Annotated in this window: 23 protein-coding genes; 9 read left to right on the plus strand and 14 right to left on the minus strand. The window is 64.5% G+C overall.

Features of this window, described 5'->3' with window-relative positions; all coding sequences use genetic code 11:
- Positions 1-98 precede the first annotated feature (98 nt).
- The 4 genes from ACVOLQ_RS18620 to ACVOLQ_RS18635 all read right to left on the minus strand — a co-directional run bounded on the left by ACVOLQ_RS18620 (position 99) and on the right by ACVOLQ_RS18635 (position 3,162).
- Positions 99-395, minus strand: a complete 297-nt coding sequence (locus tag ACVOLQ_RS18620) for a hypothetical protein (protein ID WP_313494628.1) — start codon at positions 393-395, stop codon at positions 99-101.
- 80 nt (positions 396-475) lie between these two features.
- Entirely contained in the window at positions 476-1,336 is an 861-nt protein-coding gene (locus ACVOLQ_RS18625; RefSeq protein ID WP_481528904.1) for a pseudouridine synthase, read from the minus strand.
- Between the two features lie 26 nt (positions 1,337-1,362).
- Positions 1,363-1,860, minus strand: a complete 498-nt coding sequence (locus ACVOLQ_RS18630) for a hypothetical protein (protein ID WP_481528905.1) — start codon at positions 1,858-1,860, stop codon at positions 1,363-1,365.
- A 198-nt stretch (positions 1,861-2,058) separates the two neighbouring features.
- Positions 2,059-3,162, minus strand: coding sequence for an OmpA family protein (locus ACVOLQ_RS18635; RefSeq protein WP_313173769.1), 1,104 nt, complete (start codon positions 3,160-3,162; stop codon positions 2,059-2,061).
- A gap of 382 nt (positions 3,163-3,544) precedes the next feature.
- Here ACVOLQ_RS18635 and ACVOLQ_RS18640 point away from each other — a divergent pair, with 382 nt between their 5' ends.
- A complete protein-coding gene (locus ACVOLQ_RS18640) occupies positions 3,545-4,570 on the plus strand; it encodes a zinc-binding alcohol dehydrogenase family protein (RefSeq protein WP_481528906.1) in 1,026 nt (341 codons plus the stop codon).
- Between the two features lie 101 nt (positions 4,571-4,671).
- Entirely contained in the window at positions 4,672-5,289 is a 618-nt protein-coding gene (yczE, locus tag ACVOLQ_RS18645) for a membrane protein YczE (RefSeq protein WP_313173767.1), read from the plus strand.
- A gap of 16 nt (positions 5,290-5,305) precedes the next feature.
- Here yczE and ACVOLQ_RS18650 read toward each other — a convergent pair whose 3' ends face one another.
- Positions 5,306-7,315, minus strand: a complete 2,010-nt coding sequence (locus ACVOLQ_RS18650) for an LTA synthase family protein (RefSeq protein ID WP_481528907.1) — start codon at positions 7,313-7,315, stop codon at positions 5,306-5,308.
- A 204-nt stretch (positions 7,316-7,519) separates the two neighbouring features.
- Between ACVOLQ_RS18650 and ACVOLQ_RS18655 the strand changes: the two genes are divergently transcribed.
- From ACVOLQ_RS18655 to ACVOLQ_RS18665, 3 genes are all read left to right on the plus strand, one after another.
- Entirely contained in the window at positions 7,520-9,550 is a 2,031-nt protein-coding gene (locus ACVOLQ_RS18655; protein ID WP_481528908.1) for a 2,4-dienoyl-CoA reductase FMN-binding domain-containing protein, read from the plus strand.
- Positions 9,551-10,068: 518 nt separating this feature from the next.
- The gene (locus ACVOLQ_RS18660; protein WP_057629626.1) at positions 10,069-10,527 is read left to right on the plus strand and encodes a cell wall hydrolase; all 459 of its coding nucleotides are present in this window, start codon (positions 10,069-10,071) and stop codon (positions 10,525-10,527) included.
- Positions 10,528-10,630: 103 nt separating this feature from the next.
- Positions 10,631-11,248, plus strand: a complete 618-nt coding sequence (locus ACVOLQ_RS18665; protein WP_481528909.1) for a glutathione S-transferase N-terminal domain-containing protein — start codon at positions 10,631-10,633, stop codon at positions 11,246-11,248.
- 81 nt (positions 11,249-11,329) lie between these two features.
- Here the strand turns inward: ACVOLQ_RS18665 and msrA are convergent, their stop codons facing one another.
- The 3 genes from msrA to msrB are packed head-to-tail and all read right to left on the minus strand — an operon-like array spanning position 11,330 to position 14,381.
- Positions 11,330-12,073, minus strand: coding sequence for a peptide-methionine (S)-S-oxide reductase MsrA (gene msrA, locus ACVOLQ_RS18670; protein WP_481528910.1), 744 nt, complete (start codon positions 12,071-12,073; stop codon positions 11,330-11,332).
- 16 nt (positions 12,074-12,089) lie between these two features.
- Positions 12,090-13,844 carry a cytochrome c biogenesis protein DipZ gene (locus tag ACVOLQ_RS18675; RefSeq protein WP_481528911.1) on the minus strand — a complete coding sequence of 585 codons (1,755 nt, stop codon included), beginning with the start codon at positions 13,842-13,844 and terminating at the stop codon, positions 12,090-12,092.
- Positions 13,845-13,877: 33 nt separating this feature from the next.
- Positions 13,878-14,381 (minus strand): peptide-methionine (R)-S-oxide reductase MsrB, encoded by a 504-nt coding sequence (gene msrB / locus ACVOLQ_RS18680; protein ID WP_481528912.1) that lies wholly within the window; start codon positions 14,379-14,381, stop codon positions 13,878-13,880.
- 142 nt (positions 14,382-14,523) lie between these two features.
- On the opposite strand from msrB, the gene ACVOLQ_RS18685 reads away from it, so the two are divergent.
- Both ACVOLQ_RS18685 and ACVOLQ_RS18690 read left to right on the plus strand, forming a co-directional pair.
- Positions 14,524-15,243: a response regulator transcription factor gene (locus ACVOLQ_RS18685; protein WP_481528913.1), complete on the plus strand. Its 720-nt coding sequence runs from the start codon at positions 14,524-14,526 to the stop codon at positions 15,241-15,243.
- Entirely contained in the window at positions 15,240-16,712 is a 1,473-nt protein-coding gene (locus tag ACVOLQ_RS18690) for a sensor histidine kinase (RefSeq protein ID WP_481528914.1), read from the plus strand. The genes ACVOLQ_RS18685 and ACVOLQ_RS18690 overlap by 4 nt, the downstream gene beginning before the upstream one ends.
- A gap of 36 nt (positions 16,713-16,748) precedes the next feature.
- On the opposite strand, the gene ACVOLQ_RS18695 is transcribed toward ACVOLQ_RS18690, so the two are convergent.
- From ACVOLQ_RS18695 to ACVOLQ_RS18720, 6 genes are all read right to left on the minus strand, one after another.
- Positions 16,749-17,810, minus strand: coding sequence for a suppressor of fused domain protein (locus ACVOLQ_RS18695; RefSeq protein ID WP_481528915.1), 1,062 nt, complete (start codon positions 17,808-17,810; stop codon positions 16,749-16,751).
- A gap of 113 nt (positions 17,811-17,923) precedes the next feature.
- A complete protein-coding gene (locus ACVOLQ_RS18700; protein WP_313173757.1) occupies positions 17,924-18,403 on the minus strand; it encodes a hypothetical protein in 480 nt (159 codons plus the stop codon).
- A gap of 144 nt (positions 18,404-18,547) precedes the next feature.
- Positions 18,548-20,428, minus strand: coding sequence for a propionate--CoA ligase (gene prpE / locus ACVOLQ_RS18705; RefSeq protein WP_481528916.1), 1,881 nt, complete (start codon positions 20,426-20,428; stop codon positions 18,548-18,550).
- 284 nt (positions 20,429-20,712) lie between these two features.
- The gene (locus ACVOLQ_RS18710) at positions 20,713-21,336 is read right to left on the minus strand and encodes an RluA family pseudouridine synthase (RefSeq protein ID WP_481528917.1); all 624 of its coding nucleotides are present in this window, start codon (positions 21,334-21,336) and stop codon (positions 20,713-20,715) included.
- Between the two features lie 362 nt (positions 21,337-21,698).
- Complete coding sequence (locus ACVOLQ_RS18715; RefSeq protein ID WP_481528918.1) at positions 21,699-22,682, minus strand: malate dehydrogenase; 984 nt, start codon at positions 22,680-22,682, stop codon at positions 21,699-21,701.
- Positions 22,683-22,794: 112 nt separating this feature from the next.
- Positions 22,795-23,289 (minus strand): peptidylprolyl isomerase, encoded by a 495-nt coding sequence (locus ACVOLQ_RS18720; protein ID WP_313401550.1) that lies wholly within the window; start codon positions 23,287-23,289, stop codon positions 22,795-22,797.
- Between the two features lie 213 nt (positions 23,290-23,502).
- Here ACVOLQ_RS18720 and typA point away from each other — a divergent pair, with 213 nt between their 5' ends.
- Both typA and ACVOLQ_RS18730 read left to right on the plus strand, forming a co-directional pair.
- On the plus strand, positions 23,503-25,350 hold the full coding sequence (typA, locus tag ACVOLQ_RS18725; RefSeq protein WP_481528919.1) for a translational GTPase TypA: 1,848 nt from the start codon (positions 23,503-23,505) through the stop codon (positions 25,348-25,350).
- Between the two features lie 5 nt (positions 25,351-25,355).
- On the plus strand, positions 25,356-25,832 hold the full coding sequence (locus tag ACVOLQ_RS18730) for a DUF2127 domain-containing protein (protein WP_481528920.1): 477 nt from the start codon (positions 25,356-25,358) through the stop codon (positions 25,830-25,832).
- The last annotated feature ends 241 nt before the right edge of the window (positions 25,833-26,073 follow it).

The raw sequence follows: 26,073 nt of genomic DNA on the forward strand, positions 1-26,073 counted from the left end.
CGCTCTGTGTTTTTGTGTTTATTCGGGCTGTGTATACTGCGTTTAGCATAGTGCTGACCATTAACAAACCGCACCCCCTCCGGCCCCGGCACTACAGTTCAATTCTTCTTGGCAGGCGCGGCAGGCGCCGGCACAGCAGCACCCTTGGCGACGCGGATGCCATTGGCTTTCATCCAGGCATCGAACTGATCGGCGCTCATCTTCTGCTCGCCCTGCTGCATCATGAAACGGTAATTGCCCAGTGCATCCTTCTCGGCCACCGGCGTTTCCACCCGCACTTCAATCGGCTTGTCGTCATGCTTGGCGGCCTTCTTGCCCGAAGAAGCGCAACCGGCCAGCACCGCAACCGAAGCCGCTACCAGAACGATGCCAGAGACACGGGAAAGAGCTTGCATGGCAATAACCTCAAGGAATTAGAGTCGCAGTCTAATCCACCATCTAAGCAAGTGCAGCTATTTGCCTGAATTAATTGAAATTAGTCATTTCTGTTTGCATGCCCAGTCTTGCTGGCAGCGCCCAGCGCATTCAGTTCCGCCGCGCTCAGTTCACGCCATTGGCCCTTGCCCAGCTCGCCCAGCTGTACCGGCCCAATCGCGACGCGCATCAAGCGCAGCACCTCCAACCCGAGGCCCTTGAGCAGGCGCCGGATATGGCGGTTGCGCCCTTCATCCAGCACCACCTCCAGCCACGCGGTACGTTCGCCATGCCGCAGCAGCTGTACCGAATGCGCCGCCAAGCGTTCGCCTTCGTCCTCGATACCCACCTGCATGCGCGCAAGCAGCGCCGCGTCCGGCACAGCATCCACCTGTACCCGGTAGGTTTTCAATGGGCCGGTGCTGGGTTCGGTGAGACGTGCCGCCCATTCCGGATCATTGCTGAAGAACAGCAGGCCTTCGCTGGCCTTGTCCAATCGCCCCACCGGTGCCATCCACGGCAATCCGGCGCCTTCAAAGCACTGGTAGACGGTATCGCGGCCCTGCTCGTCCTGCACCGTGGTCACCAGGCCACGCGGCTTGTTCAAGGCCAGGTAAAGGCGGCGCGGCGCGCTCAATGAATGCCCATCCAGCATTACCTGCTGACGACCCGCCACCACCGGGAACTCCGGGTCGCGCACCACCTTGCCATCGACGCTGACGCGACCATCAAGCACCCGCCGAGTCGCCTCGGTGCGCGAGCACACGCCCGCCTTTGACAGCACCCGTGCCAGGCCATGCCGAACCCCGCCTGCGGCAGCGTTGCGAGAAGGCGTTGCGTTGTTGGATGCACGCGAAAGCAAACGCCCGCCGGGCGTTGCGCGGCGGGCGGGCGGGTGACGCGGAGGCTTGGATGACGCCATTAGGTCTGCAGGCAGCCGTTGCCGCCTTACTTGACCTCGGCAGCAGGCTGCGCGGCAGCCGGTGCAGCCGCCGCATCGGTGGCTGCCGGCCGCGCCTTGACCACGCGCACGCCGCGCGCCTTCATCCACGCGTCAAATTCTTCGGCAGTCATGCGCTTGCCGTTCTGGCTCATGTCGAAACGCCACGGCGTATTGTCGAACTCGGTCTGCGGCTTGTAGGCGGTTGGATCGTTGGCATTGATCGCCGGACGTGCCGGGATGGCGTTGGCGACGTTGTTGCAACTCTCGACACGCAGGCGCATCAGCACGCGGTCGAGCGACTGCTCCTCACCGCCGGCTCCGCTCAATACGCCAGACGGCATGCCCAACTGGCCCGGACGCACGTACAGCTCCGAAGCGACCGGTGCGATCAGCGAGGTGGCCAGCGGCGCCGGCGTCACCGCACTGGCCGAGCAATCCACGGCTGCATGGGCGGCAGGCACAGATGCCAGGGCGACAAGACCAGCCAGAGCGATACGCAGCATTGGATTTCCATTCGGCAAGTTAACGCGGCGAGTGTAGGCAGCGCCCGCAGCGCTTTCAACCGTTAAATGCGCGCAAACCGCGATTGCCTGCCAACGTCACACAAATTGCCCGCTGAATTCGCATGGGCAAAAAAAAACAAGGCCCGGCAGATGCCGGGCCTTGTTCTCAAACTGTAGTACTGAAACCGAAGCGTCCGATTAGTTCTGGACGTTCAGCTCGGTACGACGGTTCTTTGCGCGACCTTCCGGGTTGTCCGAACCATCAGCGTTGGTGTTCGGAGCAATCGGACGGCTCTCGCCGTAGCCGATCGGGCCCTGCAGGCGCGATGCCGACACACCATTGGTGGTCAGGTAGTCGTACACAGCCTTGGCGCGACGCTCGGACAGCTTCTGGTTGTAAGCGTCGGTACCCTTCGAGTCGGTGTGACCGGCAACTTCAACGCGCAGATCCGGGTAACGCTTCAGGATCTCGGTGGCTTCGCTCAGGATCGACACGGCGTCCGGACGCAGGGTGGCCTTGTCGAAGTCGAAGTTCACGCCCTTCAGGTCGATCGAGACCGGCACCGGGCAACCGTCCGGACCAATGGTCTGGCCAGGCTGCGAGGTCGGGCACTTGTCGTCGCAGTTGTTGACGCCGTCGCCGTCGTCATCCAGGTCTGCGCAGCTCGGAGCAACCGGGGTCGGTGCCGGAGCAACAGCAGCGACCGGAGCCGGGCCCAGCGGGATCACGACGCCGACCGAAGCCAGCACGTCGCCGAACCAATCTTCCTGCTTGCCGCCAGCGGCGCGCGGAGCAATGCTCTGGTCGTCGAAGTCAGCGCGGTAAGCCAGTTCAGCACGCACAGCGACGCGCTTTTCGAAGGTGGTCTGCAGACCAACGCCGACCTTGGCAGCCAGGTTGCCGTCCTTGCGATCCTTCAGCTCAGCGCCGGACAGGTATTCTTCTTCCGACTTCTGGTAGCCCAGACCTGCCAGCAGGTACGGGTTCCAGCCGCGGCCTTCCTGGATGAAGTGGCGACGCAGGTCCAGCGAAACGCCGTACTGCGACCAGTTCTGGTCCTGGTTGTTGTCGAAGTTCGGGTTCTGATAGTTCAGTTCACCGTCCAGCGACCAGTTCGGGCTGATGAACTTGCCCAGACCCAGCGTGGCGAACGGAGCGTCGTTGGTGCCACGATCGCCGTCCTGGAAGTTGAAACCGGCCGAACCGGTCAGGTACCAGCGGTCGTCAAATTCCTGAGCCGAAGCGGCCTGGGCGAAAGCCAGACCACCGAGCAGCGCGGCAGTAAGGATCTTCTTGTTCATGAAATACAGCTCCTTGTTTCGGGGGTATGAAACCGGTAGAGGCATGGTCCAGCACAGCGATAATCTTCGTCGCGTTCAGAGACGGCCGTTTCCTCACGCCATCGCGGTGCACATTATGCGCTTGGCCGTGAAGACGATGTTAACAGGCTCGTAACAAATGCAGCGACCACCAGACCCCTACGTGTCCGGCTTGGCGCAACGTATACAGCTTGATCAAAGGACGCAAGAGCCAGCTGTCGCAAGGCTTCCGGGGAAAATGCTGCGCCGCAGCTCGTTTCAGATGACAAACCCTTAATAAACGGGGCTTACGCCCCCAGTTACCGCCAGCTGAACCGTTTGCTCGGTATGATGATTTTGCTCCCCCGCAACGGAACTTTTCCGCATGAAAGCAATCGGCCTGACCCGCTACCTTGCCATCGATGATCCGGATGCTCTGCTGGATCTGACCCTACCGGTCCCGGCGGCCCCGCAAGGCCAGGATCTTCTCATTCAGGTTCAAGCAGTTTCTGTTAATCCGGTAGACACGAAACTCCGCGCGCCCAAAACCGGCGAAGAGAATCCGCCACGGATATTGGGCTTTGACGCCGCCGGCACCGTTGTCGCGGTCGGCCCGGAAGTAAGCGCATTTGAAGTCGGCGATGAGGTCTATTACTCGGGCGACGTCACCCGCCCGGGCTGCAACGCCCAGTTGCAGCTGGTCGACGAACGTCTGGTCGGGCGCAAGCCCACAACCTTGGATTTCGCCGAGGCGGCGGCACTGCCACTGACCACGCTTACGGCGTGGGAACTGCTGTTCCAGCGCATGCCCTACCAGTTGGACGGCCGCCGCAATGTCGGCAAGACCTTGTTGATCATCGGCGGCGCAGGTGGCGTCGGCTCGATGGCGATCCAGCTCGGCCGCCACGCCGGCTTCACCGTGGTGGCCACCGCCTCGCGCCCGCAAAGCGTGTCCTGGTGCGAGCAGATGGGCGCGGCGCATGTCATCGACCACCGCCAGCCGTTGGCCACGCAGCTGCAGGCGCTGGGTATCAACAGCGTGGATGCAGCACTCAACCTCGCCAACACCGATCTGTACTGGCAACAGCTGGGGGAGCTGCTGGCGCCACAAGGCCATGTCGGCTTGATCGTCGAGCCTGCCGGTGCGTTGCGCATCGGCGATCCCTATAAAGCCAAGTGCATCGGTATCCACTGGGAATTCATGTTTGCCCGGGCCCGCTTCCGCACTGCCGATATGATCGAGCAGCACCGCATCCTGACCCGCGCTGCCAGCCTGATCGACGCCGGCGAATTGCGGACCACGTTGAGCGAACGCCTTGGCACGATCAACGCCGAGCATCTGCGCCAAGCCCACCGTCAGCTGGAAGCCGGCAGCACCATCGGCAAGCTGGCACTGGAAGGCTGGGACTAGAACCCACCGGCTTCTCCTGCGCCAGCGCGGCACTGCGTCTGGCGCAGGCGTCCCTCCATCGAGGCTGCCCGTCAGCGGCAGCCAGCACCTTGCGGCCCGTCATGTCCTCCTTGCGCCTTGTGTCACGCCTGCTGCAGCTGCTGCTGGGCTTGTTCCTGTTTGGTATCGCCTCCTCGTTGATGATCCGTGCCGGCATCGGCATTGCCCCGTGGGACGTGCTGAGCCAGGGCATCGCCCTGCGCAGTGGCTGGGGCTTCGGCGTGATCACCAATCTGGTCGGTGTCTGCGTCCTGCTGATGTGGCTGCCATTGCGGCAGAAGCCCGGACTGGGCACGGTATTGAACGTGCTGCTGATCGGTCCCAGCGCACAGCTCGGCCTGGACCTGCTGCCGGCGGCGCAGGGCCTGTGGTGGCAGCTGTTGCTGTTCGCCGCCGGGCTTGTACTGCTGGCCGTGGCCACCGGGCTCTACATCGGTGCGCGTTTCGGGCCGGGCCCGCGCGATGGCCTGATGACCGGACTGCACGCCCGCACCGGTTGGCCGATCTGGAAGGTGCGCACCCTGATCGAAGCCTGCGCGCTGGCGGTGGGCTGGTGGCTGGGCGGCAATGTCGGCTGGGGCACGCTGGCCTTCGCCTTGCTGATCGGGCCCCTGTGCGGCGTCACCCTGCCCTTGTTTGATCGCCAGCCGCGCGCAACGGCCGCTGCCCCGACCGCGTGATCAACGGGGCGCGTCGTCAGCGTCGATTGCGCAATACCTGCTGGCGGATATGCCAGTCACGCAAGGCAACCCAGGCCGCCGCCTGCCGCACCTGCGCAGCACTGACCGGATCCGGCGCTTCGCCCTGAACCTGCAGGTGGCGGGAATCACGCCAGCGGTGCAGGCGCGGCTTGTCCAAGGGGAACAACAGACCGCTGCGGGTATACAGGCGGTCGAACTGCGCCAGCGCCTCTCCGCCGTTGGGTGCGGCCTGCCAGAGATTGCGCCCGGTGGCAAAGTAGCGCTGGCCCGGCAGCGCCAGTGCCACCAGGGTGGGCAGCAGGTCGGCATGGCCGGCCAAGGCCTGGGTATCCGGCACGCTGTCGGCCGGCGCAAAGGCCGGTGGCACGCGTAGCCAGGCGAACACCCGATCCACGTCCACCTGCTCGGCCGGCAGGTCATAACGGTAATGCGAACGCAGATTGTGGTCGCCCGCCATCGCCACGATGGTGCGTTCGCCCAAGGCTTGCTCGCGCAGCTGCTGCAAGAAACCGCCGAGTTCATCGGCCTGGTACTGATAGGTAGCCAACATTTTCCGCAGCTCGCCCGTATCGGCCAGCGCGCGTGGCCCCAATGCGGCCGGATCCAGCGGGTATTCCCGACGGGGGGTATCCAGGACGTGCGGAGGATGGTTGCTGGTCGTCAGCAGCACCATGAACAAGCGCTCGCCACGGGCATCGGCCTCGCTCAACAAGGTCTGCGCAAAGCGGAACAGCCAAGCGTCATACAAGCCCCATTCGGTACCGCTCGCCTGCGCAAAACGCGCCTTGATGTCGCGCGCGTCGTACACCCGGTCAAAGCCCTGGTTGGGAAGCGCGGTGCCGAGCTCACGCCAATCACTGCCGCCGCCGTAGATGAACACGGAGCGGTAACCCGCGCGCTTGAACGGCAATGCCGCCGAGGTATCGAACGCCAGCCGGGCATTGCTGCCCAGCGCCAGCGGGGTGATCGGCGTGCCCAGTATCAGGTTCTCCAGTTCCGGATGGGTGCCGTTCTGGCCCGCAATGAAATTGTCGAAGCACTGGCCGGTGGGCAACTCGGCACGCAGGCGGCCGAGCATGTCGTTGTCCTTGCTGTCGGTATACAGCAGGTCCTGGCCGAACGATTCGAGCAGACCCAGCACCACATGCGGTGACTGCGCCAGCCCGCGCGGTTGCCCGGGCGCAACCGGGAACAATACCGCCTGCAGTGCCTGCGGATCCGCCGAGGCCAGCCCCGCCACCTTGGCCGCCTCCCCAAGGTCGGCAAATCCAAGCCGCTTCACGCCTACCAGCGGATCGTTGCCGATGTCCGTCTCCTTGGCGCGCGTGCGGGCCGCACGGTAAAGCGTCAGTGGTGCGTTCAGCACAAGCGCGTTGACGAAGGGGTCAGCCGATACCGTCACATCCCTTCGTATCAAGGGGAAGTTGCCGACACTGCCGCGTGCCAGCAGGACCAGCAATACACATTGCAGCACCAGCAGCAGGGCGCGCGTCCACCGGCCGGAACCACGCGGCCAGCGCCGTGCCAGCCAGGTGCCGCTGCGCGGAATGGCCCAGTACAGCAGGCCAGCAACCGTCAGCAGGCCCACTACTCCGCGGATCACCGGATAGTCGTCCCAGACCGTGCCCAGGATCGCCCCGGTGTCGTCCTCGAACATGCCGAATACGAGGGGATCAAAGCGCGTCTTATAGAACGCGTAATAGAAGTGCTCACATAGCGAGAGCAGCACGAACAGCAGCAGCACCGCCAACAACAGGTGCTGGGCCAGACGTACCGCCGCTTCCCGTCGCCCGGCCAGCCAGACCGGAACCGTCAGCAGCCCGACCAGCGCGGCACCGACCGCACCTGCCACCATGTCATAACGCATTCCACGGGTCATGGCCGGCCACAGCAGGGCCAGACCACGCTCACTGCCTGCGTAGTCCCACCACATGAACAGGCGGGCCAGGCCGCCCAGCACGACCATCCCCACCACCAGCATCCAGAGCTGGGGAAACAGCCGCACAACACGTTCTGAAGGGACAACGTTGGAAGGTATTACAGGCATGGAGTTTCCACGGCAGTCAGTCCGTTGCGCGGCGGGGCGGCGCATTGTAAAGACGCTGTAACCCTTTTGGGATGTGTCCAGTGGCGGTTGTGGGGGGCGAAGGATTGAGGCCAGCCGCATTGCCAGTCAGAATGGGCCATTCCATACGCAAGCGTATCCACCATGACGCCAGCCAACGACACCGCCTATCCGCACCTGTTTGCCCCGCTGGACTTGGGTTTCACCCAGCTGCGCAACCGCATCCTGATGGGCTCGATGCATACCGGGCTGGAAGACCACGCGCGCGACTTCCCCAAGCTGGCGGCGTACTTTGGCGAGCGCGCGGCCGGCGGCGCGGCATTGCTGGTGACCGGCGGCTTCGCCCCCAATGTGGTCGGCTGGCTGACCCCATTCGGCAGCAAGCTGTCCTGGCCTTGGGAAGTCAGCCGCCACCGCCAGGTGACCGCAGCGGTGCACGGCCATGGCGCGAAGATCTGCCTGCAGTTGCTGCATGCCGGCCGCTACGGCTACCACCCGCTGCAGGTGGCACCGTCCAAACGCAAGGCGCCAATCAACCCGTTCACCCCGCGCGCACTGTCGGCCGGTGGCGTCGAGCGCCATATAAGTGATTACGCCCGCGCCGCCCGCTACGCCCGTGATGCCGGCTACGACGGCGTCGAGGTGATGGGCTCGGAAGGCTATCTGATCAATGAGTTCACCGCCCCGCGTACCAACGCCCGCAGCGATGCCTGGGGCGGTGACGCGGCCAAGCGCATGCGCTTTGCGGTGGAGATCGTGCGCCGCATCCGTGAGGCCTGCGGGCCGGACTTCATCATCATCTACCGGCTGTCGCTGGTGGACCTGGTCGAGGATGGCAGCAACTGGCAGGAGATCGTGCAGCAGGCCAAGGCCATCGAAGCAGCCGGCGCTACCTTGATCAACTCCGGCATCGGCTGGCATGAGGCGCGCATCCCCACCATTGCCACCTCGGTGCCGCGCGCCGCTTTCGCCGCTGTCACCGCCAAGCTGAAGCCGCACGTTGGCATCCCGCTGATCGCCACCAACCGCATCAACATGCCGGACGTGGCCGAGGGCATCCTGGCCGGCGGTGGTGCCGACATGGTGTCGCTGGCGCGGCCACTATTGGCTGACCCGCAATGGCCGGCCAAGGCCAAGGCCGGCAAGCCCGAGGCCATCAATACCTGCATCGCCTGCAACCAGGCCTGCCTGGATCATGTGTTCCAGCAGAAGCGCGCCAGCTGCCTGGTCAACCCGCGTGCCGCGCACGAAACCGAACTGGTCTACCTGCCCACCAGCGCGCCCAAGCGCGTTGCCGTGGTCGGCGCAGGTCCGGCCGGCCTGGCCTGCGCCACCGTCGCCGCCAGCCGCGGGCACAAGGTGACCCTGTTTGATGCGGCCGACGAGATCGGCGGCCAGTTCAATGTGGCCAAACGCATCCCCGGCAAGGAGGAGTTCCATGAAACCCTGCGCTACTTCCGCCATCAGCTGGTCGAGACCGGAGTCGATGTCCGCTTGAACACCCGCGCCGATGCCGAGGCACTCAACGGTTTCGACGAAGTGGTGATCGCCACCGGCATCAGTCCGCGCAAGGTGGCCTTCCCCGGCGCCGATCATCCAATGGTGGTCAGCTATCTGGATCTGCTGCTGGGCCGGATCAAGGCCGCCGACAAGGTAGCCATCATCGGCGCCGGTGGCATCGGTTTCGACGTCGGTGAGTTCCTTGTGCATGAAGGCCCGTCACCGGCCCTGGACCCGGCCCGCTGGATGGCCGAGTGGGGTGTGGACGCCAGCTTTGAGAGCCGCGGCGCACTGGCTAGGCCACAGCCCGAGGCCCCGGCGCGCAAGGTCTGGCTGCTGCAGCGCAGCCCCGGCAAGCCCGGCGCCAAGCTCGGCAAGACCACCGGCTGGATCCACCGCGCCACACTCAAGGCCAAGGGCGTGAAAATGCTCGGCGGCGTCGAGTACCTGGGCGTGGACGATCGCGGCCTGCGCATCCGGGTGGATGGCCAGGAGCAGCTGCTGGACGTCGGCACCGTGGTGATCTGCGCCGGTCAGGAACCGCGCCGCGAGCTGGCCGACGCCCTGCAGGCCACCGGCCGCAGCGTCCATGTCATCGGTGGCGCGGATGTCGCTGCAGAACTCGACGCCAAGCGGGCAATCGACCAGGGCAGTCGCCTCGCCGCAGCACTTTGAGACAACCCCCCGTCCGATTTTGGACAGCACCGTCGTAGCCCGGGTAAGCGCAAGCGCACCCGGGACGATTCGCTCAACGCCCTCATCGCTATCAACGCCCCCAATCACGGAAGCACAGCGCTTCCCCGGCGACGCGTTCGTTGCAGCAGTCGCCTAGAAATGGGGTAGAACTCTCACTTATTTCGGCGTTGAGCAGCGGATCGACGTGACCCCGATTCACCCCGCCGCTGTGCCCGCATAAACCTGAATACGCGTACCCTCGGCGAAAACAGCCCCTCCAACAAACCTGAATGTCAACAAAGACCGTTCAGGATGAGTTTTGGATTGCCCCCCTACCTTGCGCCAACTTCCGCTCACCCACCAGTTCCGGTGAGCAGGCGCAGCCCTCCCAATCTGATTGAGGGCTGCCCACGGGGCGGCCCCGATGCCACGGCCGCCTCCCCATAACGCCAAGTCGTCGCTGTCCAGCTCCCCATCGGGGGCAGGCAGGCTGCGGCCCATACGGAGCAAGGAGATTTATGAAACTGGCTTGGATTCTTTGGCTGTCGCAGATGTTGCCGCAGCCAGCAGCCGATTCGTTGTGCTTGAGCACCACCGTCTATCTGGAAGCCCGCGACCAGACCCTCCGCGGCCAGCAGGCCGTGGCCGAAGTCGCCCTGCGGCGGCTGGACAGCGGTCTGTGGGGTGACTCGATGTGCCAGGTGGTGACCGCGCGCAAGCAGTTCGCCCCGACCCTGGTCGCCCCCGGCACCCAACTGCGCAACAACGATGCCTGGGCCGAGGCCGTGGACGTGGCCTTTGCCGCCGAGCGCAACTGGGCCCTGCCCAATGGCCAGCGCAAGGAGATCGTGCCCGGTGCCAGCCACTTCGCCGCGCATGCGATTGCCAGCCCAAGCTGGCGCAATGCCTACCAGGTCGCCACCATCGGCGGACATACCTTCTATAAGGTGCAGTCATTGAAGCCGCGCGCTTCCTGAGCCGACTGAACGCCTGGCGCACTGTCTGTGCCAGGCATGGACACACTGCGTTACGCGCTTGTGGCCATAATGCCCGGGTCTTTCCCCTCCCGAGGTAGCCCTGATGAAGCTCTATACCAAGCCCGGCGCCTGCTCGCTGGCTGACCATATCGCACTGATCTGGTCCGGCCTGCCGTTCGAGCTGCAGATCGTGGACTACGCCACGATGAAGTCGCCCGAGTACCTGAAGATGAACCCGGCCGGCGCCGTGCCGATGCTGGAAGACGGCGGCTGGATCCTGACCCAGAACGCGGCCATCCTGCATTACATCTGCGACAAGGCCCCGGACGCTGGTCTGGAAGGTGGCAGCGACCCGCGTACGCGCGCCGAGGTCAACCGCTGGCTGTCCTTCGTCAACGCCGACCTGCACCCGACCTACTACCCGATCTTCGGCTCGACCAAGTACCTGGAAGACGAGGCGGTCATCGCCCGTACCCAGGAAAACTCGCGACAGAAACTGACGGCCCTGTACCAGCGCATCAATGACCGTCTGGCCGAGGTCGACTGGCTGGGCGGCACGCCGCGCGCGTCGATTGCCGATGCCTACACCTATGTGACCCTGCGCTGGGCACGTGGGCTGAAGATCGACCTTGCCGGCATGGACGCACTGGACCGCTTCGAGCAGCGCATGCAGGCCGATCCGGCCGTGCAGGCCGCGCTCAAGGCTGAAGGCCTGAGCTGATCCAAGGCATAAGCACTGAACATACACGGGCCGCCGGTTGCATGACCGGCGGCCCGTTGCGTTGGTGGCTTTCCCCCGCTGCTATCGCGCCGACAAGCGCATCACCAGCCGCGGCCGTTCGCGATACAGCGCCGGATACTGCTGCTTCAACGCGGCGACCTTGGGCAGATCATTGATGCGGATGTAGGCCGACTCCGGATGCAGGGTCAGGTAGTTCTGGTGATAGTCCTCGGCCGCATGAAACACCTTGCCACCGTCGACCTGGGTGACCAGTGGTGCGACGAACACCTTGCTGCGCTGCAGTTGCGCGATGTAGGCGCGCGCCGCATCACGCTGCGCGGCATCATCGGCATAGATGGCCGAACGGTACTGGCTGCCATGGTCCGGCCCCTGCCGGTTGAGCTGGGTCGGGTCGTGCACCACCGAGAAGAACACCTGCAGCAGCTGCCCGTAGCTGACCTGCGAAGGGTCGTAGCTGACCTGTACGGCTTCAGCGTGACCACTGCCGCCACTGCTCACCCGCGTATACGTGGCATCGGCAGCGCTGCCACCGATGTAACCGGAAACCGCGTTGTCCACGCCGGTGATGTGCTGGAACACGCCCTGCACACCCCAGAAGCAGCCGCCGGCAAACACCACCTTTGCCTGTTTGACGCCGGCTTGCTGCAGGTCAGCTGCGCCAGTCGGTGCTGGCAACCTGATCGACACCGGCGTTACGGGTGCAGCCTGCACCGAACGATCCATGCTGAACACCGCAGTCAGCAGCAATCCGGCAACCATCGCCGCGATGCCGCCGGCGACCAGCTTGTCCGTGGCGATTCTCATCACGTGTCTCCTCCATTCAACCGAAAGTGAAGGCATAGGCGCGCACGCCCGGATCGAGGAACTCGATCTCGAATGTGCGTTCGCGCACGTCGCCGTTCTGGCGGATCAATTGGTACAGGCGGTTCTGGTCCACCATGCCCTCGCCCTGCGCGGATACATCGCTGCCAGCCGCGGCGTCCGGCGCCTGACCATCAATACGCACGCGGAAGCGCACCGGCCGCGCCGGGTCCTGCGGCGCCAGCACCAGATGCAGGTCACGCGCATGGAAGCGGAACGCAATACGCCCGCCCGCCTGTTCCAGCTGTGCATCTTCCTCGCCGATGCGCCACTGCCCGCCCAGCGCCCATTGATTGAGCTGCAACTGCATCGGCACGGTGTACGCGGCGACCTGCCCGGCGTGCATGCCGCCCGGCGAGGCGAAGTGCTCGGCGCGGCCATGGCCGATGTAGGTTTCCGGCGACTTCAAACTGCTCATGTCCGCCTGCCGCTCGACGCCATTAGCGGCCATGCGCATCGCCGGTGCCGTGTCACCCGGCAAGCTGTTGCCGGCCTCGCGCAGCAGCTGACGGATGATCTGCTCGGACTGCGCGTAGTTGCCCTCGCCGAAATGATGGGCGCGGATGCGTCCCTGCGCATCGATGAAGTAATGCGCCGGCCAGTACTGGTTGTTGAAGCCCCGCCAGATCGCGAAATCATTGTCGATGGCGACCGGGTAAGTGACCTTCAGGTCCGTCACCGCGCGCTGCACATTGCGCAGATCGCGTTCAAAGGCGAACTCCGGCGCATGCACGCCGATCACCACCAGCCCATGATCCTTGTAGCGCTCGGCCCACTCGCGCACATAGGGCATGGCACGCAGGCAGTTGATGCAGGAATAGGTCCAGAAATCGACCAGCACCACCTTGCCGCGCAACTGCTGCGCATCCAGCGGCGGGCTGTTCAACCAGCCGGTGGCACCCGCCAGCGACGGCAGCTCGCCTTCCACCGGCAGGCTGGCATCGCCCTTGGCATCGTCGGCCATCATCATCATCGCCGGGCCTGCAGCGGGTTGTTGCGCAGGCAGTGCATCCAGCAGCTTCTGTTCCAGCCTGGCCGTGCTGACCGTGGACAACCGCGTTAGCAGGCCGGTGTCCCAACCCATCGCAATTGCCAGCACCGCCAGCAAGGCGGCAATGCCCAGACCACGACGAATCCATTCGCCCACGCCCAGCCGTTGCTTCAAGGCGGTGAACACACGCCCGCCTATCCACACCGCCAAGGCCAGCGAGGTCGCCGCACCCAGCGCATAGGCCAGCAGCAAGCCGGTCGTGCCGACATTTGCCCCCTGCAGCGCTGCGCCAGTCAGGATCAGGCCAAGGATCGGCCCAGCGCAGGGTGCCCACAGCAGGCCGGTGGCAACACCGATCAGCAGCGAGCTCAGCACGCCGCCCTGCCCGGCATCGGCGGCTGCGCCCAGGCGCGCGCCCAGACGCTGCAGCGGCGCCAGCAGCCGGTCTGCCAACGCCGGCCACAGCAGCGCGACGGCGAACAGCGCCATCACCACCAGCGCGATCCAACGCCCGATCTGGTTGGCCTGCGCCACCCACTGACTGCCCACCGCCGCCAGGCTGGCGACCACCGCGAACATCAGCGCCATGCCGACCAGCAGCGGCAGCCCGCTACGCAGGAATGGCCGGTCCGCGCGTGCGAACACAAACGGCAGCACCGGCAGGATGCAGGGGCTGAGCAGGGTGAGTACACCGCCGAGATAGGCCAGTACCAACAGGAGCATGGAAACGTCCTTCTTGAATGAGGGAAGCGGCGCTCAGGCCGCGACGAATTGCAGGGCCACGCCGTTCATGCAGTAGCGCAGGCCGGTCGGACGCGGGCCGTCTTCGAAGACATGGCCCAGATGGCCACCACAGCGCCGGCAATGCACCGCCACCCGGGTCATGCCATAGGAGGTATCGCGGTCCTCGCCTACCGCGCCATGCAGCGGTGCCCAGAAACTGGGCCAGCCGGTACCGCTGTCGAACTTGGTGGCCGAGGAGAACAGCGGCAGCGCGCAGCCCGCACAGTTGAAGGTGCCACGCCGGTGCTCGTTGTTGAGCGGGCTGCTGAAGGCCCGCTCGGTGCCCTGCTGGCGCAGCACCGTGTATTGCGCGGGGCTGAGCAGCTGGCGCCATTGGGCGTCGCTGCGCATCACCTCGAACACGGCACCGCGCGCGGGTGCTGCCGGTGCCGGACCGTTGCAGGCAGTCAGGCCCAGCACGCCAGCAGCGGCGGCCATGCCACCGATACCGAGCAGCTTGCGACGGGTGAGCGACATGGACGTTCTCCAGCCAGGGACGATGTGGCCATGCTGCGCCCGGGCAGGTCAAGGAATCCTCACGCAGAGTTAAATTCTTCGTGACACATCCGCGCGCCGGTCCAAGCACAATGCCAGTCATCCCCAACGACCGCAGGCGTCGATGAGCAGCAGCAAACGCATCCTGATCGTCGAAGACGATGTCCACATCGCCAACCTGCTGCGCATGCACCTGCGTGACGAAGGCTATGAGGTCACCCATGCGGCCAGCGGTGATGAAGGCGTGCGCCTGCTGGAAAGCGGGCAATGGGATGCGCTGGTGCTGGACCTGATGCTGCCCGGCGTGGACGGTCTGGAAATCTGCCGTCGCGCCCGCGCAATGACGCGCTACACGCCGATCATCATCACCAGCGCGCGCGCCAGCGAACTGCACCGCATCCTTGGCCTGGAACTGGGTGCCGACGATTACCTGGCCAAGCCGTTCTCGATGCTGGAGCTGGTGGCGCGGGTGAAGGCCCTGCTGCGGCGGGTGGAAGCGATGGCACAGAACGCACGCATCGATGCTGGCGCGATCGAAGTTGCCGGCCTGCGCATCGACCCGGTCGCACGCACCGCACAGGTGGAAGTGCGCCCGCTGGAACTCACCCCGCGCGAATTCGACCTGCTGTATTTCTTCGCCCGCCATCCCGACCAGGTGTATTCGCGGATGGAGCTGCTCAACCAGGTCTGGGGCCATCAACACGATGGCTACGAACACACTGTCAACACCCACATCAACCGCCTGCGCAACAAGATCGAGCACGACCCGGCAGCGCCCAAGCGCATTCTCACGGTGTGGGGACGTGGCTACAAACTGGCGAGCGACGACGGGAGCACGGCATGAACCGGCTGTCGCTTTCGCAGCGCCTGACGCTGGTGTTCTGCGCGTTGCTGTTGATCTGCTGCGGCGCGCTGGCCTGGATACAGATGCGCAGCAACCGCATGCACGAGCAGGAGACCGTGCAGCGCCTGTCACGCGGCCTGGCCGAGCACATCGCCCGCAGCGGCGAGCTGATGGATGCGCGCGGCATCCGCGATGGCGAAGTACGTGCCCTGTTCGGCAAGCTGATGTCGGTCAATCCCAGCGTCGAGGTCTATCTGCTGGATGACGAAGGCCGCATCCTCGGCCATGACGCGCCGGAAGGCCACCTCAAGCGGGACCGCGTTGACCTGGCACCGGTGCAGGCACTGCTCAACGGCGGAAAACTGCCGATCTTCGGCGACGACCCGCGCAGCAGCAGCGGCCGCAAGGTATTCAACGCCGCCCCGCTGTGGGTACAGGGCCGCCAGGTCGGCTACATCTATGTGGTGCTGGTAGGCGAGCAGCGTGAAGCATTGGCTGCCGATATCGCCGCCAACAGCAACCTGCGCACCACACTTTGGTCGTTGGCAATCGTCGCGATAGTCGGGGTGCTGGCCGGGGTGATCGCGTTCCGCTGGGTGACACGGCCACTACGTCAACTTACCCGGCGCATCCAGTCCTTCGATGTGGACAGCGCTGATCCGCGCGTGCCCTTGCCGCCGACACCACTGCGTGCCGGTGAACGCGACGAGCTGAGCGTCCTGCAGCACAGCTTTGCCCATCTCAGCCAGCGCGTCAGCGAACAATGGCAGCAGCTGCGCCAGCAGGACCTGCAGCGCCGCGAACTGGTTGCCAACCTGTCGCACGACCTGCGTACACCGCTGTCGTCATTGCATGGCTATCTGGAAACCCTCGCGCTCAAGGACGCCAGCCTCAGCGCCGAGGAACGCCAACGCTACCTGGCCATCGCCCTGTCGCAGAGCCACAAGGTCGGCCGGCTTGCACAGGCGCTGTTCGAGCTGGCGCGGCTGGAACACGGCGGCGTGGTACTGGAACTGCAGGCGTTCTCGCTGCCGGACCTGGTCCAGGACGTCTTCCAGAAATTCGAATTGGCCGCGCAGTCACGCCAGCAGCAACTCGATGCGGTGATTCCCGCTGGCCTGCCGCCGGTGGAAGCCGACCTCGGCCTGATCGAGCGGGTGCTGACCAACCTGCTGGACAACGCGATCCGGCATACACCGGCTGGCGGCCGCATCACGGTGGCGTTGCGCGCGCTCGATGGCGATGTGCAGGTCAGTGTGTCCGATACCGGCCCAGGCATTCCCGCAGCACGCCGCGATCAATTGTTCAGCACGCTACCGGCGCTGGGCAGCCAGCGACCGGACAGTGGTGGCCTGGGCTTGTTGATCGTGCACCGCATCCTGCAGTTGCACCGTCGTCAGATCCGTCTGCTCGACAGCGACGATGGCGCGGTATTCGCGTTTGGCTTGCCCACGGCACGCCCGCGCTGAAGCGGCAGCACAATGCCTGCCGCAAAGGTCGCGGGATTATCCGATCTCGCGGATCGGATTCCCTTGCCCGTCTCGCAGCAACGTCGGCCGTACCTCGATCTGCAGCTGGCCCGTGGCTAGCGGATAGAGCCCGCGCTCGGCGCGCACGCTATCCAGCATCGCCTGCAGGCTGGCATCGGAGAGCACACAGCGCGCACTGTCATCGTCGCTCTGCATGTCGTCGCTCAGTCCAGGTTCGAACCGCCACTGGCGGTCCTTGCCAAGCAGCACCAGGGCCTTGTCGTGATGCAGCCGCAGCGGCAGCAGTTCCAGCACGCTGGGCACCTGCCCTGCACCCAGCACCAGAGTGGTGACTGCACCTTCAACCGACCAGTCCAGTGTTTCCACAAACAACATGCCGGTACTGGAGCCTTCGCGCTGGCTGCCTACGTCCAGCTGCGCGGCAATGGCGGGATCGCGCAGCAATGAATCGCGCTCCAGCTCGGTGATCCACAGCGGCATCGCCGGCTCCAGCACGGCCAGTACGCCGAGCGTGGACCAGCGTCTGATCGCTGCCATCTCGTCGTCGGTCACCCCTACCAGCTGCAGGAAATTGAGGCGGCCATTGGCGGTATTGATGGCCGGCAACTGCGGGTCGGCGACAAAGGCCAGGTGCCGCAGCCGGGTATCAGTATCCAGCGCGATCGGGCCATTGGCGTCGAGATGGTGCCCCGCCTCGAACACGTTGCCACTGCTGAAAACATAACGTGCCAGGTTCTGCATCAGGTTCATCGGCCACGCCGGCGGCTCGCCGCTTTTGCCGTCACCTGCCTGTGCCGCAAGACGGAACGTAAGCTCGAAACCGAAGCCGCTTTCGTCCGCGTCTTCGCTCTGCTTGTCGTACAGCTCGGAAAATCCATAGCTGACGTAATGCCAATGTGGCCGCGGCGCATCACTCCAATAGACGCTGATGCCGTCCAACGGATCGTTGCCGCCCAGCGTATGCGACAGCAGCGTGCCGAAATGCCGAGGCTCCTGCCCCGGGTACAGCGCCGCCATTGCGGCGTTGATCGCGTCCCAACCCGCAGTGCTGATATCGCCGCTGTTTTCCTGCGCCATGCATGGCACTCCCATGGTGAACTGGACTCCATGATAGTGCCATGCACGGCCACAGCCGCTTGCTGCCCCAGGCCGTCACGGTGATACGGCGGCATGCAGCGACGCCGCCGTCTTCAACCCACAACCAGTGCGCGCGTTTCTTCCAACCAGCGGCTGGCAAATGCCGGGCTCTTGGCCTTGCCCAGCGCGGTGGCCAGTTCCGGCCACAGCTGTTCCAGACTGACTGCCGTCTTGCTGCGGTCTATCTTCAACTGGATCAGATAGCCCTTCAGGCCCAGGTGTTTGCGCACCGATTCGGCCATCCAGTCACGCAGCTGCTGGTAGCGCAGCGGGTCATCGCCCAACTGCGTGGTCATCGGCAACGTCGGTGCTTTGTCAGCGCTGCCGGCAATCGCTTCGATCAGCTGCTGGGCAGCCAGTTGCAGCAATACATCGTCCGGCGCGCGCAGGCCCTGCGCCATCTGCAGCAATTCACGTTCATCGCGCTGGCCGTCCACCAGCAGCAGCACCGAACGCAAGGCCGGTGCCAGCCTCAGTCCACGGTTCTCGATCTCCAGGCGGCCAGCGGCCGTCTTGGCATAGATGAATGCCATTCCCCCCTCCCTCTTTTGTGCATCGCAATACGGTACGCGCGCATCGTTCGGGAGCCCCCGCTCCCGAACCCGCAGCAATCTCTGCCTGCGTACCGCCCCCTTTGCGAGCACCGCCACACCCCGGCCCGGTGGCCTGGTTGCGCGCTATTTCCCCAGCGCGCGGCGGATTTCCTCCAGGGCGCCCGGGTCGTCGAGTGTCGACAGGTCGCCCGGGTCGCGCTGCTCCGCCAATGCCTGCAGTGAACGCCTCAGCAGCTTACCCGAACGGGTCTTGGGAAGCGCGCTGACGATATGTACCTGCGCCGGGCGTGCCACGGCGCCCAGCGAGCCTGTGACCTGCTGCACCATCTCCGCCGCCAGATGCTCGGCAACATCGTTCGGCTGGGCGTGCTTCAAGGTCACGAAAACCAGCGGCACCTGCCCTTTCAGCTCATCGTGCACACCAATCACCGCCGCCTCGGCAACCCGCGGATGGGCGGAGATGGCCTCCTCGATCTCGCGCGTGCCCAGGCGGTGCCCGGCCACGTTGATCACGTCATCGGTGCGGCCGAGGATGAAGGTATAGCCGTCGTCATCGCGGATGGCCCAGTCCAGCGAGCTATACAGCAGCTCCTTGAAGTGGCTGAAATAGCTTTTCAGGAAGCGTTCGTCATCGTTCCAGACCGTGCTCATGCAGCCCGGCGGCAATGGTGGCTGGATCACCAGCACGCCCTTCTGCCCGGCCGGCACCTCGACGCCGGTCTGCTCGTCGATCACCTTCATCCTGTAACCAAGATTCGGAAATCCTGGCGAGCCGAACTTCACCGGCTTCATCTCCAACCCCGGCAACAAGGTCAGTGCCGGCCAGCCGGTTTCGGTCTGCCAGTAGTTGTCGATGACCGGTTTGTGCAACGCCCCGGTGATCCACTTCGCAGTCGGCTCGTCCAACGGCTCGCCGGCCAGGAACAGGTACTTCAGCTCGGACAGGTCGTGCCGATCGATGAAGTCCACGTCATGCTTCTTCAGCACCCGGATCGCGGTGGGCGAGGAAAACATCGTGCGCACGCCGTATTGCTCGCACAACGCCCACCAGATACCGGCATCGGGATTGATCGGCAGCCCTTCGTACAGCAGCGAGGTGCAGCCACCGATCAACGGACCATAGACGTTATAGGAATGGCCCACCGCCCAGCCGACATCGGAGGTAGAGAACATCACCTGCCCCGGCGCGCAGTCGAACACGGTGCGCATCGACTGCGCCATCGCCACCGCATAGCCACCCACATCGCGCTGCACGCCCTTGGGTTTGCCGGTGGTGCCGGAGGTATACAGCAGGTAGCTCGGCTCATTGGACTCCAGCCATTGCACCGGCACCTCGACATCACCGACCTGCGCACGCAGATGCGCGTAGTCTTCGTCGCGGCCGGCGATGCGCGGTTCGGCTGCATCCAGACCGCGCGAGACGATCAATACCTTGGGAGGCGGCGTAGTGGCTTCAGCGCAGGCAGCATCGACCATCGCCTTGTACGGAATGACCTTGCCACCGCGCATGCCAGCATCGGCCGCGATCAGCAGTTTGGGCTTTGCGTCGTCGATGCGCAGCGCCAGGTTGTGCGCGGCAAAGCCGCCGAACACAACCGAGTGCACCGCACCGATGCGCGCGCAGGCCAGCATCGCGAACACCGCCTCGGCCATGTTCGGCATGTAGATAACGACGCGATCACCGCGGCCGACATCGAACTTCAGCAGCACCGCGGCGAAGGCATTCACTTCGCGGTACAGATCGCGGTAGGTCAGTTCGCGGGTGACGTTGGTTTCGGTGGAGATGGCCACCAGCGCCAACTGCTCGGCGCGCTCGGCCAGATGCCGATCTACCGCGTTATAGCAGAGGTTGGTTTCGCCACCGACGAACCAGCGCCGGAATGGCGGATTGGAGTAGTCCAGGATCCGCTGCGGCGGACGATGCCAGTGGATCGCCTTGGCTTCTTCAGCCCAGAACGCTTCGGGTTCTTCAATGGAACGGCGGTAGATCTGCTCGTACTGCACGACACCCTCCGGCAACTCCCTGACTGTGTGCCGAGCATAGTCCGGAGGATGGGGAGGACTCCTTGCGACGATGGTCTTAAGACCAAAGGCTCGGGGGCGGAAATTTCGGGACTATGGGCCTTGGGCGACGAGCCAAAAGCTAAAAGCTTGCCCTCACCCCAACCCCTCTCCCGCTAGCGGGAGAGGGGCTAGTGCACTGGCAGCCTACGCATTACTAGCCCCTCTCCCGTCTACGGGAGAGGGGTTGGGGTGAGGGGAAGCTTCTAGCAAGAACAGCCTCCGCCTTAGAAAGGACACTCAGAAACAAACTCCAAAGGCACGCCACTCAGCGGATGCACAAACCCCAGGCGTCGCGCATGCAGGCAAACCCGCGACGCGCGCTGCGCGTCATACATCACGTCACCCGCGATCGGATGACCAATGCTTGCCAGATGCAAGCGCAACTGATGGCTGCGCCCGGTCACCGGCTCCAGCTCGACCCGCGTGGTCTGCGCAGCGACATCGCGCGCCAGCACCCGCCAACGCGTCAGCGACGGTTTGCCCAGTTCAAAGCTCACCATCTGCTTTGGCCGGTTCGGCCAATCACAGATCAGCGGCAGATCAATCTCGCCGGATTCACCCTCGACCAATCCCTGCACCAGCGCTTCATAGCGCTTGCTGACCTGGCGCTGCTCAAACTGCTTGGACAAGGCAATCTGCATCACCTTGCCCCGCGCATACAGCATCAGCCCCGAAGTCACCTGATCCAGTCGATGCACGGTCAACGCATCCGGATACTCCCGCTGCAAACGCGAGACGACGCAATCCTGGTTCTCCGGCAAGCGCCCGGGCACGGACAGCACCCCGGCCGGCTTCTCCGCCACCAGCAGCGCCTCGTCGATGTAGTGCAACGCGATCTTGTCAGTCATATCCAAGAGAAAAATGTAGTGCCGAGCCATGCTCGGCAGAGGCCTTACCGATAGACCGTCAATCCGGCAAAAAGCTTACCCCTCCCCAACCCTCCCCTTCGCTGCGCGAAAGGGAGGGAGCGTAGTGCCGAGCCATGCTCGGCAGAGGCCTTACCGATAGACCGTCAATCCGGCAAAAAGCTTACCCCTCCCCAACTCTCCCCTTCGCTGCGCGAAAGGGAGGGGGCGTAGTGCCGAGCCATGCTCGGCAGAGGCTCTACTAGTGAAGCCTCCTGCCGAGCATGGCTCGGCACTACAACAGCAGAACAAAAACGGGGAAGCCGAAGCTTCCCCGTTTCATCCACCACATCAACCGACCGCTGTTACAGCAGGTCGGCCACGCCAGCACGCTCTTCTTCCAGCTCGCCCAGGGTGATGTCGATGTACTTCTTGGAGAAGTCGTCGATCGGCAGATCCTTGACGATGGTGTACTCGCCGTTCTCGGTGGTTACCGGGAAACCGAACACCACGCCTTCCGGAATGCCGTAGGAGCCGTCGGACGGCACGCCCATGGTCACCCACTTGCCGTTGCTGCCCAGCACCCAGTCATGCACGTGGTCGATGGCGGCATTGGCAGCCGACGCGGCCGAGGACAGGCCACGGGCGGCGATGATGGCCGCGCCACGCTTGCCGACGGTCGGGATGAAGGTGTTGGCGTTCCATTCCTGATCGTTGATCAGCTCGGCAACCTTGGCGCCGCCGGTGGTGGCGAAGCGGTAGTCCGGATACATGGTCGGGCTGTGGTTGCCCCACACGGTGAAGTGCTCGAAGCTGTCCACGGTCTTGCCGGTCTTGGCAGCCAGCTGGCTCAGGGCGCGGTTGTGGTCCAGGCGCAGCATGGCGGTGAAGTTGCGCGGATTCAGGTCCGGCGCCGACTTCATCGCGATGTAGGCGTTGGTGTTGGCCGGGTTGCCGACCACCAGCACCTTCACGTCACGCTTGGCGACGGCGTTCAGGGCCTTGCCCTGCACGGTGAAGATCTTGGCGTTTTCCAGCAGCAGGTCCTTGCGCTCCATGCCCGGGCCGCGCGGACGGGCGCCAACCAGCAGGGCCACGTCGACGTCCTTGAAGGCCACCAGCGGGTCAGCCGTGGTCACCACGCCGGCCAGCAGCGGGAATGCACAGTCTTCCAGTTCCATGACCACGCCCTGCAGGGCGGCCTGGGCCTTCTCATTGTCGATTTCGAGCAGCTGCAGGATGACCGGCTGGTCCTTGCCCAGCATTTCGCCGGAGGCGATGCGGAACAGCAGTGCATAACCGATATTGCCGGCAGCGCCGGTTACGGCAACACGAACGGGTGCTTTCATGGGGGTTTCCTCTGCTAAGAAGCGGTTGTGGGGGTAAGGCAGGGCGGACGCGGGCGCGTCGACCCGGCTGCAATCAGAAACGGCCACCTGTTCAGGTGGCCGTCGGGGTCATTCAGGCGGCGAGGATCTTGTTCCACTCGGCGACGCGGTCGGCCTTGGCAGCCAGCACGGCGTCGGTATCGCCTTCCAGGGTGATCTTGTTGATGGCGTCGCCCTGCTTGATGGCGTCAACCACGTCCAGGCCTTCAAGCACCTTGCCGAACACGGTGTGCTTGCCGTCCAGCCAGTCGGTCTTGATGTGGGTGATGAAGAACTGGCTGCCATTGGTGTTCGGGCCGGCATTGGCCATGGACAGCACGCCGCGCTCGTGGCGCACACCGTTCTTGGTCTCATCTTCAAAACGGTAGCCCGGGCCGCCGCGGCCGGAGCCTTCCGGGCAACCGCCCTGGATCATGAAGTCGGCAATCACGCGGTGGAAGGCCAGGCCGTCATAGAAGCCATGCTTGACCAGGTTGACGAAGTTGGCCACGGTCAGCGGCGCCTTGTCGGCGAACAGCTCGACCTTGATCAGGCCGCGGGAGGTGTCGAAGTTGGCGATCAGGGACATGGAAATCCTTTGTAAAGAAGACGACTCTCAATAGCCCGCTAGTTTACACCCGGCCTCGCCCGCGTCGCTGCCCTCCTGGCCCTCACCTGCCGGGACCACAGCTGAACGGGCGGCGTGACACGCCTGAACGGGAAGTTTTCGCACAAGGCCCACATACCGGTATAATGGCGAACTCATTTTCCCCATTCACGGCACCGGCTGGCCGTCTTTCGCATGTCCATCGAAAATCTTCGCAACATCGCCATCGTCGCCCACGTCGACCATGGCAAGACCACCCTCGTCGACCAGCTGCTCAAGCAGTCCGGCACCCTGTCCGAGCGCACGGTACTTGCCGAGCGCGTGATGGACAGCAACGACCAGGAAAAGGAACGCGGCATCACCATCCTGGCCAAGAACACGGCCATTACCTGGGAAGACAAGAAGACCGGCACCAAAAACCGGATCAACATCGTCGACACCCCGGGGCACGCCGACTTCGGCGGCGAAGTGGAGCGCGTGCTGTCGATGGTCGACTCGGTGCTGATCCTGGTTGACGCGATGGACGGCCCCATGCCGCAGACCCGCTTCGTCACCCAGAAGGCCTTCGCGATGGGCTTCAAGCCGATCGTCGTGGTCAACAAGGTCGACCGCCCGGGCGCCCGTCCGGAATGGGTCATCGACCAGGTGTTCGACCTGTTCGACAAGCTCGGCGCCACCAATGAGCAGCTCGACTTCCCGATCGTCTACGCCTCCGGCCTGAACGGCTACGCCGGCCTGGAAGACACCGTCCGCGACGGCGACATGACCCCGCTGTACGAAGCGATCATGAAGTACGTGCCGGTGCCGGAAGTCGAGGCCGACGGCCCGTTCCAGATGCGCATCAGCCAGCTGGACTACAACAACTTCGTCGGCGTGATCGGCATCGGCCGCATCCAGCGCGGCAAGGTCAAGAAGAACCAGGCCGTGGCCGTGATCGACCGTGAAGGCAAGAAGCGCCAGGGCAAGGTCCTGCAGGTGCTGGGCTTCATGGGCCTGGAGCGCATCGAAGTCGAGGAAGCACAGGCTGGCGACATCATCGCCATCTCCGGCATCCAGGAGCTGACCATCTCCGACACCGTCTGCGCCCTGGACACCCCGGAAGCGCTGCCGCCGTTGACCGTCGACGAGCCGACCATCTCGATGACCTTCCAGGTCAACAACTCGCCGTTCGCCGGCAACAAGGACCTGTCGGGCGGCAAGTTCCTGACCAGCCGCCAGCTGAAGGAGCGCCTGGAGCGCGAGACCGTGCACAACGTGGCACTGAAGGTCGAGCAGCTGGAAGACGCCGACAAGTTCCTGGTCTCCGGCCGTGGCGAGCTGCACCTGTCGGTGCTGATCGAAACCATGCGTCGTGAAGGCTACGAGCTGGCCGTGTCGCGCCCGGAAGTGATCATCAAGGAAATCGACGGCCAGATGATGGAGCCGATCGAACAGCTGGTGGTCGACATCGAAGAGCAGCACCAGGGCGGCGTGATGGAAAAGCTGGGCACCCGCAAGGCCCTGCTGGAGAACATGGAATCGGACGGCAAGGGCCGCGTGCGCCTGGACTTCAAAATCCCGGCGCGTGGCCTGATCGGCTTCCAGAACGAGTTCAAGACCCTGACCCAGGGTTCTGGCCTGCTGTTCCACGTGTTCGACCATTACGGCCCGAAGGAACAGGGTGCCATCGCCAAGCGCCTGAACGGCGTGATGATCGCCAATGCTCCGGGCGCCACCCCGGCCTACTCGCTGGGCCCGCTGCAGGAGCGCGGCAAGCTGTTCGCTGCTGAAGGCGACAACGTGTACGAAGGCCAGCTGATCGGCATCCACTCCAAGGACAACGATCTGACCGTCAACGCCATCAAGACCAAGCCGCTGACCAACATGCGCGCCTCGGGCAAGGACGACGCGATCCAGCTGACCCCGGCCATCAAGTTCTCGCTGGAACAGGCCCTGGACTTCATCGACGACGACGAGCTGGTGGAAATCACCCCGAAGGAAATCCGTCTGCGCAAGAAGTTCCTGACCGAAAGCGACCGCAAGAAGGCGTCGCGCGGCGGCTGATTGTCTTGACCGGCAACACGCCCTACAACCCGGATCCGCACGCGCATCCGGGACTGGCAGCCATCGCGCTGCTGGAAGCGGGAAAGGCCGTCCTGGCCTTTCTCGCTGCGGCCGGCCTGGAGTTCTCCGGGCCTGCCCCGCTCCGCAACATCATCAATGCCCTGATCCACCGCGTCGGCGGTGACCCCGAGAACGGCGCGTTCTCCTCGCTGCTGGGCATGATCACTCCCGATACCGTGCACCTGGGTGCGGCCGTTCTGGTCGGCTACGGGTTGCTGCGCGCGCTCGAGGCCTGGGGCCTGTGGCGCGCCAAGGCCTGGGCGTCCTGGCTGGGCTGTATTTCCGCCGCGCTCTACCTGCCGCTGGACTTCTACGCCATCGTCAAACACCCCGGCTGGGCCTCCTGGCTGCTGCTGGCAGTCAACCTGCTGGTCGTCTGGGTTCTGGCCCGCGACCTGGGCAAGCGCCACTGCAAGCGCTGACGCTTCACCTGTAGTGCCGAGCCATGCTCGGCAGGGGCCTACCCAGAAATCCCAAATGCTTCACCTGTAGTGCCGAGCCATGCTCGGCATGGGGCCTGCCCAGAAATCCCGAACGCTTCACCTGCAGTGCCGAGCCATGCTCGGCATGGGGCCTGCCCAGAAATCCCGAACGCTTCACCTGTAGTGCCGAGCCATGCTCGGCATGGGGCCTCTATTGGTAACGCCTCTTGCCGAGCATGGC

It is taken from the genome of Stenotrophomonas sp. STEN031, from assembly GCF_056759975.1.

Coding starts and splice junctions, on each gene's coding strand:
- ACVOLQ_RS18665 (WP_481528909.1), top strand. CDS start 10,631: ATGAAGCTCTATACCAAGCCCGGCGCCTGCTCGCTGGCTGACCATATC.
- ACVOLQ_RS18635 (WP_313173769.1), bottom strand. CDS start 3,162: ATGAACAAGAAGATCCTTACTGCCGCGCTGCTCGGTGGTCTGGCTTTC.
- ACVOLQ_RS18700 (WP_313173757.1), bottom strand. CDS start 18,403: ATGGCATTCATCTATGCCAAGACGGCCGCTGGCCGCCTGGAGATCGAG.
- ACVOLQ_RS18620 (WP_313494628.1), bottom strand. CDS start 395: ATGCAAGCTCTTTCCCGTGTCTCTGGCATCGTTCTGGTAGCGGCTTCG.
- msrA (WP_481528910.1), bottom strand. CDS start 12,073: ATGAGAATCGCCACGGACAAGCTGGTCGCCGGCGGCATCGCGGCGATG.
- ACVOLQ_RS18655 (WP_481528908.1), top strand. CDS start 7,520: ATGACGCCAGCCAACGACACCGCCTATCCGCACCTGTTTGCCCCGCTG.
- yczE (WP_313173767.1), top strand. CDS start 4,672: ATGTCCTCCTTGCGCCTTGTGTCACGCCTGCTGCAGCTGCTGCTGGGC.
- ACVOLQ_RS18675 (WP_481528911.1), bottom strand. CDS start 13,844: ATGCTCCTGTTGGTACTGGCCTATCTCGGCGGTGTACTCACCCTGCTC.
- ACVOLQ_RS18640 (WP_481528906.1), top strand. CDS start 3,545: ATGAAAGCAATCGGCCTGACCCGCTACCTTGCCATCGATGATCCGGAT.
- ACVOLQ_RS18625 (WP_481528904.1), bottom strand. CDS start 1,336: ATGGCGTCATCCAAGCCTCCGCGTCACCCGCCCGCCCGCCGCGCAACG.
- ACVOLQ_RS18690 (WP_481528914.1), top strand. CDS start 15,240: ATGAACCGGCTGTCGCTTTCGCAGCGCCTGACGCTGGTGTTCTGCGCG.
- ACVOLQ_RS18720 (WP_313401550.1), bottom strand. CDS start 23,289: ATGTCCCTGATCGCCAACTTCGACACCTCCCGCGGCCTGATCAAGGTC.
- ACVOLQ_RS18685 (WP_481528913.1), top strand. CDS start 14,524: ATGAGCAGCAGCAAACGCATCCTGATCGTCGAAGACGATGTCCACATC.
- msrB (WP_481528912.1), bottom strand. CDS start 14,381: ATGTCGCTCACCCGTCGCAAGCTGCTCGGTATCGGTGGCATGGCCGCC.
- ACVOLQ_RS18660 (WP_057629626.1), top strand. CDS start 10,069: ATGAAACTGGCTTGGATTCTTTGGCTGTCGCAGATGTTGCCGCAGCCA.
- ACVOLQ_RS18710 (WP_481528917.1), bottom strand. CDS start 21,336: ATGACTGACAAGATCGCGTTGCACTACATCGACGAGGCGCTGCTGGTG.
- typA (WP_481528919.1), top strand. CDS start 23,503: ATGTCCATCGAAAATCTTCGCAACATCGCCATCGTCGCCCACGTCGAC.
- ACVOLQ_RS18695 (WP_481528915.1), bottom strand. CDS start 17,810: ATGGCGCAGGAAAACAGCGGCGATATCAGCACTGCGGGTTGGGACGCG.
- ACVOLQ_RS18630 (WP_481528905.1), bottom strand. CDS start 1,860: ATGCTGCGTATCGCTCTGGCTGGTCTTGTCGCCCTGGCATCTGTGCCT.
- ACVOLQ_RS18715 (WP_481528918.1), bottom strand. CDS start 22,682: ATGAAAGCACCCGTTCGTGTTGCCGTAACCGGCGCTGCCGGCAATATC.